Annotated in this window: 12 protein-coding genes; 5 read left to right on the plus strand and 7 right to left on the minus strand. The window is 55.2% G+C overall.

What is annotated here, in order from left to right; genetic code table 11:
• Positions 1-96: 96 nt before the first annotated feature.
• Positions 97-642: a MarR family winged helix-turn-helix transcriptional regulator gene (locus tag E6C51_RS17505; protein WP_230987410.1), complete on the minus strand. Its 546-nt coding sequence runs from the start codon at positions 640-642 to the stop codon at positions 97-99.
• Between the two features lie 116 nt (positions 643-758).
• Between E6C51_RS17505 and E6C51_RS17510 the strand changes: the two genes are divergently transcribed.
• Entirely contained in the window at positions 759-2,303 is a 1,545-nt protein-coding gene (locus E6C51_RS17510; RefSeq protein WP_190236944.1) for an MDR family MFS transporter, read from the plus strand.
• Between the two features lie 18 nt (positions 2,304-2,321).
• Here the strand turns inward: E6C51_RS17510 and E6C51_RS17515 are convergent, their stop codons facing one another.
• Positions 2,322-2,954 (minus strand): NAD(P)H-dependent oxidoreductase, encoded by a 633-nt coding sequence (locus E6C51_RS17515; RefSeq protein WP_190236945.1) that lies wholly within the window; start codon positions 2,952-2,954, stop codon positions 2,322-2,324.
• A 272-nt stretch (positions 2,955-3,226) separates the two neighbouring features.
• Between E6C51_RS17515 and E6C51_RS17520 the strand changes: the two genes are divergently transcribed.
• The 3 genes from E6C51_RS17520 (at position 3,227) to E6C51_RS17530 (ending at position 5,419) form a co-directional block, all read left to right on the plus strand.
• A complete protein-coding gene (locus E6C51_RS17520) occupies positions 3,227-3,520 on the plus strand; it encodes a hypothetical protein (RefSeq protein ID WP_190236946.1) in 294 nt (97 codons plus the stop codon).
• A gap of 180 nt (positions 3,521-3,700) precedes the next feature.
• Positions 3,701-4,537: a L,D-transpeptidase gene (locus tag E6C51_RS17525; protein WP_230987411.1), complete on the plus strand. Its 837-nt coding sequence runs from the start codon at positions 3,701-3,703 to the stop codon at positions 4,535-4,537.
• A 156-nt stretch (positions 4,538-4,693) separates the two neighbouring features.
• Positions 4,694-5,419 (plus strand): L,D-transpeptidase, encoded by a 726-nt coding sequence (locus E6C51_RS17530; protein ID WP_146936526.1) that lies wholly within the window; start codon positions 4,694-4,696, stop codon positions 5,417-5,419.
• A 2-nt stretch (positions 5,420-5,421) separates the two neighbouring features.
• Here E6C51_RS17530 and E6C51_RS17535 read toward each other — a convergent pair whose 3' ends face one another.
• Positions 5,422-5,880, minus strand: coding sequence for a MarR family winged helix-turn-helix transcriptional regulator (locus E6C51_RS17535; protein ID WP_190236947.1), 459 nt, complete (start codon positions 5,878-5,880; stop codon positions 5,422-5,424).
• A gap of 255 nt (positions 5,881-6,135) precedes the next feature.
• Here E6C51_RS17535 and E6C51_RS17540 point away from each other — a divergent pair, with 255 nt between their 5' ends.
• The gene (locus tag E6C51_RS17540; protein WP_190236948.1) at positions 6,136-6,558 is read left to right on the plus strand and encodes an organic hydroperoxide resistance protein; all 423 of its coding nucleotides are present in this window, start codon (positions 6,136-6,138) and stop codon (positions 6,556-6,558) included.
• 68 nt (positions 6,559-6,626) lie between these two features.
• Here E6C51_RS17540 and E6C51_RS17545 read toward each other — a convergent pair whose 3' ends face one another.
• The 4 genes from E6C51_RS17545 to E6C51_RS17560 all read right to left on the minus strand — a co-directional run bounded on the left by E6C51_RS17545 (position 6,627) and on the right by E6C51_RS17560 (position 13,128).
• Positions 6,627-8,801, minus strand: coding sequence for a methyl-accepting chemotaxis protein (locus E6C51_RS17545; RefSeq protein WP_190236949.1), 2,175 nt, complete (start codon positions 8,799-8,801; stop codon positions 6,627-6,629).
• Between the two features lie 210 nt (positions 8,802-9,011).
• Positions 9,012-11,153 carry a methyl-accepting chemotaxis protein gene (locus tag E6C51_RS17550; protein WP_230987414.1) on the minus strand — a complete coding sequence of 714 codons (2,142 nt, stop codon included), beginning with the start codon at positions 11,151-11,153 and terminating at the stop codon, positions 9,012-9,014.
• A 151-nt stretch (positions 11,154-11,304) separates the two neighbouring features.
• Entirely contained in the window at positions 11,305-12,234 is a 930-nt protein-coding gene (locus E6C51_RS17555; protein WP_146936536.1) for a substrate-binding domain-containing protein, read from the minus strand.
• A 507-nt stretch (positions 12,235-12,741) separates the two neighbouring features.
• Positions 12,742-13,128 (minus strand): hypothetical protein, encoded by a 387-nt coding sequence (locus tag E6C51_RS17560; RefSeq protein WP_146936538.1) that lies wholly within the window; start codon positions 13,126-13,128, stop codon positions 12,742-12,744.
• Positions 13,129-13,409 lie beyond the last annotated feature (281 nt).

A 13,409-nucleotide genomic window follows, 5' to 3' on the forward strand; every position in this document is an offset into this window, starting at 1 on the left:
CGATGTCATTCCTACGGCATAATTCTGGAAATCGGAATCAATTTCAAGTTTGACAGGTTTTGGCCACGCTGCCTCAGGCAGAATGGCTGGTCTGCTCTATTCGTCGCTCTGCAGTTCTTTTGATCCCATATCCTTGAACAGCTTTGGGGTGCGGCAATCAAGATCGCGTATGAAGCGGCTGAAGAGTTGCTCAAACTGATGGATGTCTTCTACGCTCCAGTCTTGCAGCGTATGGCCCAAAACCTCTCGGCGAACCCGCTCAAAGTGCGCGTTCAACTCCTGGCCGCGCTTGGTCAGCGTAACAATAGCGCGTCTGGCATCCTGTTGGGAAACACCGCGTTGCAACATGCCCTGTCGCACCAGATCAGCCACAATGCGGCTGGCGCGCGATGGGTCAATCCGCATCTGCTCGGCCACAGAGCCAACCGTGACCTCCTGATATAGCCCGGTGTGGGCCACGATTTTGACGATATCAAAATGCGACAACTCCATACCGTGGCCCTCAGCCAACTGGCTGAGCGCAATGCGCGACATAAACCTGCGGCCCATCATCATGCGCAGATGGCCCATGGTGTTGGCAATGCCATCAATCGAGGCATCCAGCGCAGGTGAGGTTTCGGTGTTCAAATCATCAGCGTTCATTCTGTCTGCCTAGCACAAAGATCTGTTCAAGAAAATATGTGCTTTTAGCATATATATGCAATTGACAAATATTTTTTCTCTGCGCATTTTGCATCTGCAACTTGAGAGATTTTCCCATGGATACCAATAGCCACACACACGCGGCGGCCAAAGCGCCTGCCGCGCCGGAATTTCAGTCGCTGGTGCCCGATGCGCGCCTGCGCGTGGTGCTTTATTGCTTTTTGATGACGGCGTTGTTTATGGCAACGCTGGACAATCAGATTGTCTCAACCGCTTTGCCCACCATTGTCGGTGAGTTTGGCGAGCTTGAGCGCTTTGGCTGGGTGGGATCGGCCTATCTGCTGGCAACATCCGCCGTCATGCCGCTTTATGGCAAGCTGGGTGATCTGTTTGGCCGAAAATATGTGATGATGGCAGCAATTTTCATCTTCACCATTGGTTCGCTGGTCTGCGGGCTGGCGGTATCGATGAACACGCTGATTGCGGCACGCGTGCTGCAAGGTCTTGGCGGCGGTGGCATCATGGTGTCGATCTTTTCCATCAATGCCGATTTGTTTGAGCCACGGGTGCGGGCGCGTTATCAAAGCTATTCCAGCCTGGTGCTGGTGGCCTCCGGGGCCATTGGTCCAACGCTCGGCGGGTTCTTGAGTGATACAATCGGCTGGCGGTCGATCTTTCTGGTCAATCTGCCCATAGGTATTATCGTGCTGGCAGGACTTGCCTTTTTCCTGCCCTATCGCAAACCAATGCGCCGCCCAAAAATTGACTATGCTGGCGTTTTGCTGCTGGCCGGTGCTGTCACAAGCGTGGTCTTTTGGGCCGATAGCGGCCAGATTTTCGGCTCAATGTTTGCGCCCGCCAGTCTCGGCGTTGTGGGTTTTGGCATCGTCTGTGCAACCTTGTGGGTGCAGGTGGAAAAGCGCGCGCCTGAGCCGGTGGTGCCGCTCAGCCTGTTCAAAAGCCGCACGGTTTGCCTGTTGTGGGTGCTGTCTATTTGCTCCGGATCTGTTGGCATTGGCTCGGTCAATTATGTCGCGCTGTTTTTGCAATCCACCACCGGCCTGTCACCCAGCATGGCGGGGCTTTTGTTCATTGCCGTCACCGGCGGCATTGCCATTGGCTCGCTCAACAGCGGAAGGCTGATCGCGCGCACAGGCCGCTACAAGATCTTCGGCATGATCAGCGCGGGCGGCAGTTGCCTTGCCTTTTTCATCTTCAGCCAATTGCCGGTCGGCATGCCGATTTTTGTCTATGCGATGTTGATGCTCATGCAGGGCATCAGTGTGGGAATCGGTCAGCAGGTGCCGGTTATCGGGGTGCAAAATGCAGCCCAGCCGCGTGATCTTGGTGCCGCGACCGGCACAGTCACCCTGACGCGCATGGGTGGTGCGTCGCTGGCCATGTCGATTTATGGCGCAGTGCTCTCGGCCTTTATTGCGAAAAGCGCTGCCATCCCCGGCGTCACCGATATTGAAAAGCTGACACCGGCCGCCATGGCGCAACTGGATGAGCATACCCGTGCACTGGTGGCGCAAACTTACGCTCACGCCTTTAGCCCGGTGTTTCTGAGCATGTCGATGTTGATTTTCTGTGGCTTTGTCGCGGCTTGCCTGTTGCAGAACGTGCAATTGCCAACAATGCATAAAAAAACCGCCCCGTAAGGGGGCGGTTCTTCTGTCTTACTTTACCTCGATCACGAAGTCTTCGCGGGCGCGGCGCACCTTTTTCAGGTTGACCAGCCAGTCGTTTTCCGGCTCACGATAGCCAAGCGGCAAAATGGCAACCGAGCGCAGACCCTTGGCGCGCAGGTCGAGAATCTCGTCAAGTGCTGTCGGGTCAAAGCCTTCCATCGGGGTGGCATCAACGCCTTCAAAGGCAGCAGCCGTGATGGCCAGACCAAGCGCAATATAGGCCTGACGGGCGGCGTGTTCGAAATTCACCTGCGCATCGCGGGGCGGATAGGTATCCAGCAGCATTTTGCGGTAGTTTTCCCAGCCCTCGCTGGTGAAATTACGCTCAGCATTGACCAGATCAAACATGGTGTTGATGCGCTCTGCGGTGTAATTGTCCCAGGCTGCAAAGACCAGAAGATGCGAGCAATCGGTAATCTGACCCTGATTCCACGCAATCGGCTTGATCTTTTCGCGGATTTCCTTGTTGGTCACCACCAACAGCGTGAAGGGCTGCAATCCGCTGGATGTGGGCGCAAGGCGAGCAGCTTCAACGATGCGCTCTACCTTGTCTTCTGGCACGGCCTTGGAAGGGTCCATTTTCTTTGCGGCATAACGCCAGTTCAATTTTTCAAGAAGCACGAATAATACCTTTCGTGGAAATGTCGATGAGCCCCATGTAAGGAGCGCCATTGAAATCGGCAATCGCAGCGCACAATAAAAATATTCGCTCTGATGAACACTGTGTTCAGGAAATATCACCCTGTGATAAACTGGCTTACAGAGCCTCTCACCAAATATGGCGCACAAAGGACGCGGTAGCACTTTTAAGCGGTAGGCATTTGTGAAAATCCTCCAGCTTCGCGCCAGTCGGCTTTGGCATGGTGGGAGCCTGTTCGAACTGGATTGAGGCAATGTCGTTGAAAATTTTCTCTCGCTTCCTGTCTGCGCTGGCCCGTCCGGCTCTGCTGGTTTTGACGGGGCTGGCGCTTTTCGCCTTGGGTGGCTGCTTGTTTGTCACCGATACCACCCTGACGGACCCGGATGTGTTTGCCGCTCAAACGGCCCCGGTCTGGGATCGCCCCGCCGTTGAGAGGCCTTTGCCGCAAAGGCCCAGTGGTCTTGGCAATCTGTATCAGACACAGTTTCACCAGACTTATGGCATGCAGGCCCCTGCAAATCCGGTTTCCAACATGGCCAGCCGATAGGGCTCTCGCCTTGTCCAGTCTGACACCAGTCGCAGCTGCCATGCTTGCGGCATAACGACAGCATTGGTTGCCAGATATGGCACACAAAACTCGCTGTCGTGCTTTAAATCTGCTGCATAATTTTCGCCTTGAATCCACTCGGATTTAAAGAATTATGCAGTCATCCGTGCGGGTTGCTTGATGTCGTTGAAGTCCTTTGTCGCTCAAAGCGCGAGTTTGCGCCCATCCTCCTTGATGGTGGCAGCCTGTGCGCTTGCTTTGTTGGGAGGCTGTCAGTCTGAGCGGGGCGTTCGGCCGGTCAATCCTGCGGTTTTTGCCGCCGAAACGGCACCCGTCTGGGGGCCTGCGGCGCAGGCGGCGTTTGCTGGCCGGGATCGGAGCCAGTCTTTGGAGCAATCCTCGGGCCAATATCCGGGTCAATCTCCAGATCAGCTTTATGAAACCTCGTATGCTTCGCCCTTTGCCACGCCGATGCAAAAGGCAATTTACGGCCAGATGGTTGATGACGGCCATACGTTGAACGCCATTCCGCTGGAGCGGGTCAATCGCCGTTTTCTGCGTCAGGAAGTGGATTATCCCACCAATGAGCGCCCCGGCACCATCGTGGTCGATACGCAGGCTCATTATCTTTATCTGGTGGAGCGCAACGGCAAGGCAATTCGCTATGGCGTGGGGCTTGGCAAGCAAGGCTTTGCCTGGAAAGGCCGTGGCGTCATTCAGTTCAAAAAAGCCTGGCCGCGCTGGACACCCAGCGATGATATGGTGGCGCGCTCACCGGATTTGCGCGCCTATTCGGCAGCAGAAGGTGGGTTGGAGCCGGGCTTGCGCAATCCATTGGGTGCGCGCGCCATGTATATTTTCCAAAATGGCAAGGATACGCTCTATCGTGTGCATGGCACGCCGGATTGGCAATCGGTGGGCAAGGCGGTGTCGTCGGGCTGTGTGCGCATGTTCAATCAGGATGTGATTGATTTGTATGAGCGTGTGTCGCCAAAGGCTGAAATTGTCGTTTTGTGACGTTATGCCGCGGGTCGCCAGTGATGGCGTAAACGTGATCGATATCGAGCCTAAATTGACAATTATCAAGCAGTTTTGGTTAAAATTAACTTGGCGGAACTAAATCGCCTGCTCTATGTTATAAGTGTCTCTGATCAGCAGGATATTGTTGCCTTTATGAATCGTTCTGAACTTTCCCGCCGCGGCTTGTTGTCGCTTGGTGGCCTTGGGGCCGCTACTCTCCTCTCCAGTTGCGTTTCTCCCTATCGCCCACCGGTCTATGCAGAACCCACCCTTGGGGGTGCGTTGTCGCAATCGGGTGCGGGGGCGGGGCCTATGGCACCCTCAAAGGCAGAACTGGATGCCATGTATGGGCAGATGGTGGATGGCGGTTTCGTTATTCCCGCCATTCCCTATGAGCGGATTCCGCCGCGTTATTATCGTCAGCGGGTTACAGCACCAGCCGGTTATCCGGTCGGTACCATTGTGGTCGATACACCAAACCGCTTTCTCTATCTCATTGAGCGCGGCGGCACGGCCATGCGCTACGGCGTTGGCATTGGCCGCGAAGGCTTTGCATGGCAGGGCGAGGGGGTTATTCAATGGCGTCAGAAATGGCCAAAATGGACACCGCCGGATGAAATGGTGGCTCGTCAGCCGCAATTGGCCAAATATTCCGCCGCCAATGGCGGTATGGCTCCCGGTTTGATGAATCCCTTGGGTGCGCGCGCCTTGTATATTTTCCAAAATGGCAAAGACACGCTCTATCGCCTGCATGGCTCACCAGAATGGAACTCCATCGGCAAGGCCATGTCATCAGGCTGTGTGCGCCTGATGAACCAGGATATTATTGATCTTTATGACCGCGTGCCAGAAAAGGCCCGCATCATTGTGCTTCAGTAAAACTACTCTTGCGCGGCGGCATTCAACCTGCCGCGCAAGGCTTGCAATTGCTCGCGCAGGGCAGCCACCTCGTCAAGGCTGCATCCCAGAGCATGGCCCACCTCTGCCATGACATTGACAGCCTGATCTTGCAGCTCGCGGCCCTTTGGGGTCAGCGACACGGTGACCTGCCGCTCATCTTTTGCATCGCGCTGCCGTTTGACGTAATCCGCCTGTTCCAGACGCTTGAGCAGGGGGGAGAGCGTGCCACTGTCCAGCCCCAGCTTTTGCCCCAACGACTTGACGGCCAGATGGTCCTCTTCCCACAACACCATCATCACCAGATATTGCGGATAGGTAAGGCCAAGCGGCTCCAGCAGAGGCTTGTAGGTGCGCGTCAGCGCCAGCGATGCGCCGTAAAGCGCAAAGCATAGCTGCTTGTCCAATATCAGGTCTTTCTTCAACGCGTCATGATCTTCCATTGCCTGATCCTGCTGGTCTATCTGCAACAAGCCCCGCCTTAAGCCTGGCCCTAAACAAGCCTTGTTGCCAACCACAGGTCTCACTGTGGCGGAACGATTGTCATCTTTGATCGTTATTGTCATGGAAAGATAAAAAAATGCAATGTGCAAAAAACAGTTGCGCGCAATTTAATTGTGCGATATTAAAAATGCCAACGGCACCGCACTGCCGCACAGGTTCACAACTAAAAGAGTTCAACCGAGAAGGAGAAAGCCATGTCTATTCTTTACACCACGAAAGCTTCTGCAACGGGTGGCCGCGAAGGTCGCGCAATCTCTGAAAACGGCGTTCTGGACGTCACCTTGACCACGCCAAAGGAACTGGGCGGCAATGGTGCCACCGGCACCAACCCTGAGCAGCTGTTTGCTGCCGGTTATTCGGCCTGCTTCCTTGGCGCATTGAAGTTCGCGGCCGGTCAGCAGAAGGTGAAGGTGCCGGAAGACGCCAAGGTGACCGCAACGGTTGGTATTGGTCCGCGTGATGATGGCAAGGGCTTTGGCATCGAAGTGTCGATCAGCGTTGATCTGCCCGGTATTGACCGCGAAACCGGCGAAAAGCTGGTCGCCGCCGCCCATATCGTCTGCCCTTACAGCCACGCCATGCGCACTTCCACCGAAGTGTCGGCAACGCTTGCGTAATTTGCTCTTGTTTCAATGCAAAAGGCCGGGAGCGATCCCGGCCTTTTGGTATTCTATTGTCATGACGTTTAAGCCGCAGAGCGGTGATAGTGACCGTGTTGGCCGGTGCTGGTGCGGAAGCGCTGCACCATATGGGCCAGATTTTCGGTTTCCTGCGTCAGGCTTTGCGCCGCTGCCGTGGTCTGCTCCACCATGGCGGCGTTTTGCTGGGTCACCTTGTCCATTTGGTCGCCAGCGGCTGTCACTTCGCGCAGGGATGTGGCCTGTTCGCGGGCGGCATTGGCGATGTCGGTGATGGTGGTGCTCATGGCCACAACCTGATCGACAATTTCCTTCAGCGATTCACCAGACGCCGTCACCAAGCCCACGCCGGTATCCACCTGCGCGCTGGAGGTGGAAATCAGCGTCTTGATTTCCTTGGCGGCATTGGCCGAACGCTGGGCCAGTTCGCGCACTTCCTGCGCAACCACGGCAAAGCCCTTGCCCGCTTCACCGGCACGCGCCGCTTCAACGCCTGCGTTCAGCGCCAGAAGGTTGGTCTGGAAGGCAATTTCATCAATCACGCCGATGATGTTGCCGATTTTCTCAGACGATCCCTGAATGGCAGTCATGGCTTCCACGGCACGGGCCACGATATCACCACCCTTGGCGGCGTTGTCACGGGCAGCAGCGACAGCATGCTGCGCACGGCCAGCGCCTTCAGCGGTACCATTGACACCGCGCGACACATCGCCCAGCGCCGCAATGGTTTCTTCCAGTGATGCGGCCTGCTGTTCGGTGCGCCGTGCCAAGTCGTTGGAAGCTTGCGAAATTTCGCTCAAACCTGAACGGATGGTGCCCACAGTGATCACGACCGAGCCCATGGCTTCTTCAAGAGCAGCCACAGAGGTGTTGAAGTTTTGGCGGATCGATTCAAATTCCGGAGCGACATTCTGGGTCATGCGGACCGTCAAATCGCCAGCGGCCAAGCCGTCGAAACCAGCCTGAACCTGTTGCACAAAATGGCGCAGATCTTCTGCCTTGCTGTTTTCCAGTGCGGCTTGCTGCTCTCTTTGGCTTTCCACGCTGGCGCGCAGCGCTTCCTGCTCGGCCTGCACGGTGCGGCCATGAGCCAGATCGTGGCGGAATTTATCCAGAGCAAGTGCCAGAGCGCCAAATTCGTCGCTGCGTTCTGTGCCCGATACCGGTGTCTGATAATTGCCGCCTGCCATCGTCTCGACATTGGCAACAACATCGGCCAGTGGACGACGAACAACCAGAATAGAGACGCCGTAAATCATCACCAGGGCAATAATCAAAACCAGCACGCCACCAGTGGCGGTTGATGTCACTTCTTTCATGACGGGACCGGTGAAGACCTGACCAGGCACATCAAGAACGGCAGCCCATGTCTTGTTCATGCCCGGAGCCGTGAAAGGATAGACCAGGCGTGTTGAGCCATCCGGCAAACCATGGATCACCCGCATTTTGCCATCAGCAAGGGCGGCCTTGACATCGGCGGCACCGACATCGGCGTAGGGCTTCATCAGATTGTCTTTATTGGTGTTGACCAGCCAATTGCCATTGTCTGCCAGCAGCATCACGTGGCCGCCTTCAAACGGCGTCATGGCAGTAATGGAGTTGGAGAGGTCGTCGAGCTTGATATCAACACCGGCCAGACCAACCGTCTTGCCCTTGACCACAACAGGGATGGAAATCGAGGTCAGAAGCTTGCCCGTGGTCGAAATATAAGGCTGGGAGATCATGCCTTTATTCTTGGCGAGCGGCTCTGCATACCACTGTTCTTCGACCTTGGTGACCCAAGTGGAAAAACCGAGTGCGCCGCTGTCATCCTTGGTCCAGTAGGCCGCAAAAATGCCAACCTTGTTGGTGCCCTCGGTGCCTTGCAGTTTCAAATCCTGCGGCACGTCTGGCACTTCAGTCATCCATGCGCCAAACATGTTTTTGTATTGGGTTGGTACACCCTTCAGCAGGGCAATCACGTCGGTGCGATTGTGGGAGCCATTCTCGATCAGGCCTGAAATGCTACCTGCCAAGGTTGTTCCTGCCGACACCAGGCTGGAAATTTGCACTGCAACTTGATTGGAAACAGATGCCGCTTTTTCGCCAGCCAGTTCCAGAACTTCTCTATTGACGCGTTCGCTGGTTTGCCAGCCAGTTAATGCGGTGTGAGACGCAATAATAAGCGCCATCGCAGCACCGGCTGCGAGTATAAGCTTTCCAGAAACGGTTTTGATCCGCATATTCAGTGCCTACCCCTAGGTGTTATAATTGTGCGATAGTGCCACAGATTTTCTAACGAAATTCTAATGCAATCGCACCGCACACAGAAAGCAGGCATAGAGTTTGTCCGGGAAACGTGGAAACCGGTTTTTCTGATCAGACAAACTCAAACAAAGAAAGCGAGAGTCTGTCTGGTTCAATTTGAACCTGACAGACTCTAAGGTCAGCAATTACGCCGCTGCAGAGCGCTGATAGTGACTGTGCTGGCCGGTGCTGGTGCGGAAACGCTGCACCATGTGGGCCAGATTTTCGGTTTCCTGCGTCAGGTTTTGGGCGGCTGCCGTTGTCTGCTCCACCATAGCGGCGTTTTGCTGGGTCACCTTGTCCATTTGGTCGCCAGCGGCCGTCACTTCGCGCAAGGATGTGGCCTGTTCGCGGGCGGCATTGGCGATGTCGGTGATGGTGGCGCTCATTTCAACCACTTGCTCGACAATTTCGCGCAAAGACGCGCCAGAGGCAGTGACAAGGCCAACGCCGGTATCCACTTGCGCGCTGGAGGTGGAAATCAGGGTCTTGATTTCCTTGGCCGCATTGGCAGACCGCTGGGCCAGTTCGCGCACTTCCTGCGCAACCACGGCGAAGCCCTTGCCCGCTTCGCCAGCACGCGCGGCTTCAACGCCTGCATTCAGCGCCAGAAGGTTGGTCTGGAAGGCAATTTCATCAATCACGCTGATGATATTGCCGATTTTTTCAGACGATCCCTGAATGGCGGTCATGGCTTCCACAGCACGGGCGACAATATCACCGCCCTTGGTGGCGTTGTCACGGGCGGCAGTCACGGCCTGTTGGGCGCGGCCAGCCCCTTCGGCTGTGCCATTGACGCCGCGCGACACATCGCCCAGCGCTGCAATGGTTTCTTCCAGCGATGCGGCCTGCTGTTCGGTGCGCCGTGCCAAGTCGTGGGAGGCCGAAGAAATTTCGGTCAAGCCGGAACGGATGGTGGCAACCGCGCCGATAACAGAGCCCATGGCTTCTTCAAGCGTTGCAACAGATTTGTTGAAATGATCGCGAATTTCTGCGTAGCGGGCATCAACAGCACCGATACGAACGGTGAGATCGCCGTGAGACAGCGCATCGAGACCAATGGAGATCTGCTCAAAGGCATGGGCCATGCGCTGGGCTTCCTCGGCCTTTTCACGGTCCTGATTGAGGCGTTCCTGCTCGGCAGCAAGGCGCGCGCGTTCGGCAGCCAGTTCTGCGGCCACTTTGCCGCGACCGGTCTCCTGAAACACCACAAGTGAGCGGGCCATGGCCCCCAGTTCGTTGTTATAATCCGTGCCGTTGATGGCAATGTCATTATTGCCGCGTGCCAGCGCGTTCATGGTCGACGCCATGCCGGTGACAGCACGCGAAATAACCAGACCGATGACAAAGGCAAGGCCAAGACCCAGCGCGATGATGACAACGCTGAACGACAGGGTGGTGGTTGTGGTGCTGCTGGCATCGGCCATGGCCTGCGTGCTTTGTGCATCCAGCCGCTCATTGACGATCTTTTGCAAGACGTCGAATTTTTGGGCAATGCGTGGGCCATAAACACCGAGCTGGCTATCGATCAGGTCCCGGTTTTCCTTCACAGTGGCCTGCAAATCCGCGAGGCGAGCGCTGTAATTGGCCATCAGGCGACCAGCAGCGATGACGCGGCTATATTGCAGCTTGTTATCTTTCAGCTGTTCGGCCAGCGCCTTCTGCTGTTCGAGCGCCTTGTTGAGATAAAGCTGGGCCTGATCGTAATCGGCCTGTGCTGTTCCGTTCTGGTACTTGCCGGAATTGAACAGGCTCATGGACATGGTGGCCGACACGGCCTGGGCATCATGCATGGTCCTGATGTCATTCTGTCTCCAGGCAGAGCGCAACACGTCTTCAATGGCGAGGTTGGTCCATGGGCCGAAATCGAACACCTTTTCAGCAAGGCTGTTCTTGCGGTTCCACAGGATCACGACCTTGTCGAAAGCGCTGTCATAGGCGCTGACATCGGCGCGCATCTGGTCCAGCGTCGCCTTGATCTCTCCCTCTCCCTTGAAGCTTGCGCTGTCACGCAGGAAGTCTTGCACTGCCTTTTTCACGGCAGCGGCCTCTTCCGGCGCATGATTGGCAGTGTAGCGGGCGGCATAGACGCGAAAGTTCAACAGGTCCTGGCTCAGCGTTGTCAAAAGCTGGGCTGTATCCGTATTGTCTGTCTGTTCAGCAATGGCGGCTCCCAGATTGCGAATGCCACCGACGGTACCGTAGATGAGAAGGCCCATCAGGGCGATCAGGGCCAGAAAGCCCGCGGAAATCTGGGTGCGAATACCCAGTCTGTTCCAGACTTGCATAATATGTGCTCCATGCGACGGGTCTTTAGACCCGCCTTTTCTGCGCAGTGCCCGGTTTCATGGCATCATGGCTTGATGGTGCCAGAGGGTTGCTGCGCGTATTTCCAAGAAGAGGGTGAGAGAGGGGAAAACCCTCGCGGTTAAGGCCGAATTATTGGGTTTTGGCGACGAACTGGTCCAGATTGGCTGGCGTTACCAGCTTGAATGCAACATTGATGCGCGGTGGCACAGTTTCACCGGAGGCGAGCTTCATGGCTGCATCGACGCTGGACTTGCCCAGGTTGTCGGCATCCTGCAACACAGTCACCGCAAGATCGCCAGCCATCATGGCCTTCTTGCCGTCTGCGGTGGCATCAATGCCAGCCACGACGATTTTTTTCATGTCCATGCCATTCTGCTTCATGGCCTCAATGGCACCCAGCGCCATGGAGTCATTATTGGCGATCACGGCATCGAAGGTCACGCCCGCCTTTAGCCATTCGCGCATTTGCTGGGCGGCAAGGTCCGTCTCCCAGTCCGCAGACTGGCGCTCCACAACCTGAATGCCATTGCAGGGTGCTTCGGAGAAAATCTTCTGCACCACAGACGTGCGTGTGCGAGCGGCGGAATGATAAAGCGGTCCGGTGAGGATCACAGCCTTGCCCTTACCATTCAAGAGGCGGCAGACTTCCTTGCCTTGCAGGGTGGCGGCCTGCACTTCCTCTGATGCGACAAGGGTTTCCTTCGGCGGCAGGTTATCGGCATTGGCGGGGGTGTTGTTCACGAACACCAGCGGAACATTGGCGGCAGTGGCCAGCTTGCTGACCTCGGCCCCCATATCGCTGTCGATGATAGCGGCAATCAGAGCATCAGGCTTGGAGGCGATCAGCGTTTTGATCTGCTCCATTTGCGTGGCCGGATCGGCTTTGGCATCGGCCACCTTTACTGTGGCACCTGCCTTTTTTCCCGCATCTTCAACAGCTTTAAGCAAACCGGACTGAAAAGTGTCAGATGAATTGGCAATGGCAAAACCCAGTGTCGTGCTGAAAGCAGGCGTAGCCGCCAGCGACAAGACAACGGATAACGTAACAACCGAACGCATAATGATTTCCCTAAGCGGATGAGAATATGCCGATAAGATCAAACAAACAACTTAAAAAAAACATAAGCTGGCGCATGAATTTAGGGTTGTAGATGGGCTTTTTGCACTTAATTTAAAAAAGAAGCCCATATTGTCAGGCATTCATTGAGGTTTCAGAGTGCCGGACGTAAATTTTTCTTTAAAAAAGAGCCGACACCAGAAAAAACAAGCCTTGATTTATGCAATTTTGGCCTTTTATCCCTTCGGGATTTAAAAAATATATTTAATTAAATTAGGATGTTCGGAAGGGTTTTGAGCGTTTCGCGCAGGCTGCTCGCGTCTGAATATGCCCAAAAAATAATAACCGGGTTTCCATGGTTCTATGAAACACGGAAACCCGGCTTTACAGCGACGTGCGTTTTATAAAACGCACAAGGTACGTTGTAACGCTTTAAATTTGCTGCATAATTTTCACCTTAAATCCACTCCGATTTGAGGAATTATGCAGTAAATTGTCGTTGCGAGACCTCAAACGAACTGGCTGAGGCCCGGCACGGAGGCAACCACCTCGTCGACAACCTCATTGCCGGCATGTTCGCGGGCAATGGCGATGGTTTCTTTGGCCAGTGCCGAGATTTCACCCATGCCCAGGCCAAGACCCATCAATTGCTGGCCAAGGCCCATGATGCCGCCGCCCATGGCGCTCATCAAGCCACTGAGAAGGCCGGGCTTTTTGCCTTCGCCGTTAAACTGGGCCACCAGCTCTGGTGCGCCGGGCATGGCTTCAATCATGCGGGCAACGGCACCGTCATCGGCTTCGCGCTGCAAAAATCCAAGCATCATGCCCAGTGCCTTTTCGGCGACATCGGGGGTGATGCCAACATTGTCTGCAATGCGTGTGATCAGTTCGCTCATGGATTGCTCCTCCAATACAGATTGACGTTGACGTTAACGTAATCAAATCTTTTGTTAAACTCAAGCAACAGGCTTGATGTTTTGCACCATAACAGCGGTGTGGAACAGCAAATCATGACAGCTTTATCGATGTGCTGGTTGATCGCACTGGTTTTTGCACATCTATACGATATGTTTAAAACAGCGGCCCGGCTGGCGGCAACAGAATGTGTTGTTTGCCAAAAGATATCCGGCCATGAATAGCCTGTCGAAATGATGTCGTGTTGCTTGGTGTGGGTTTG

Origin of the sequence: Gillisella terrae (genome assembly GCF_004801395.1) — a bacterium.
Classification (GTDB): Bacteria; Pseudomonadota; Alphaproteobacteria; order Rhizobiales; family Rhizobiaceae; genus Allorhizobium; species Allorhizobium terrae.

Excerpts from the sequence above, each read along its gene's own strand:
- E6C51_RS17545 (WP_190236949.1), bottom strand. The coding sequence starts at position 8,801 with ATGCGGATCAAAACCGTTTCTGGAAAGCTTATACTCGCAGCCGGTGCT.
- E6C51_RS17520 (WP_190236946.1), top strand. The coding sequence starts at position 3,227 with ATGTCGTTGAAAATTTTCTCTCGCTTCCTGTCTGCGCTGGCCCGTCCG.
- E6C51_RS17555 (WP_146936536.1), bottom strand. The coding sequence starts at position 12,234 with ATGCGTTCGGTTGTTACGTTATCCGTTGTCTTGTCGCTGGCGGCTACG.
- E6C51_RS17560 (WP_146936538.1), bottom strand. The coding sequence starts at position 13,128 with ATGAGCGAACTGATCACACGCATTGCAGACAATGTTGGCATCACCCCC.
- E6C51_RS17535 (WP_190236947.1), bottom strand. The coding sequence starts at position 5,880 with ATGGAAGATCATGACGCGTTGAAGAAAGACCTGATATTGGACAAGCAG.
- E6C51_RS17505 (WP_230987410.1), bottom strand. The coding sequence starts at position 642 with ATGAACGCTGATGATTTGAACACCGAAACCTCACCTGCGCTGGATGCC.
- E6C51_RS17510 (WP_190236944.1), top strand. The coding sequence starts at position 759 with ATGGATACCAATAGCCACACACACGCGGCGGCCAAAGCGCCTGCCGCG.
- E6C51_RS17525 (WP_230987411.1), top strand. The coding sequence starts at position 3,701 with ATGTCGTTGAAGTCCTTTGTCGCTCAAAGCGCGAGTTTGCGCCCATCC.
- E6C51_RS17540 (WP_190236948.1), top strand. The coding sequence starts at position 6,136 with ATGTCTATTCTTTACACCACGAAAGCTTCTGCAACGGGTGGCCGCGAA.
- E6C51_RS17530 (WP_146936526.1), top strand. The coding sequence starts at position 4,694 with ATGAATCGTTCTGAACTTTCCCGCCGCGGCTTGTTGTCGCTTGGTGGC.
- E6C51_RS17550 (WP_230987414.1), bottom strand. The coding sequence starts at position 11,153 with ATGCAAGTCTGGAACAGACTGGGTATTCGCACCCAGATTTCCGCGGGC.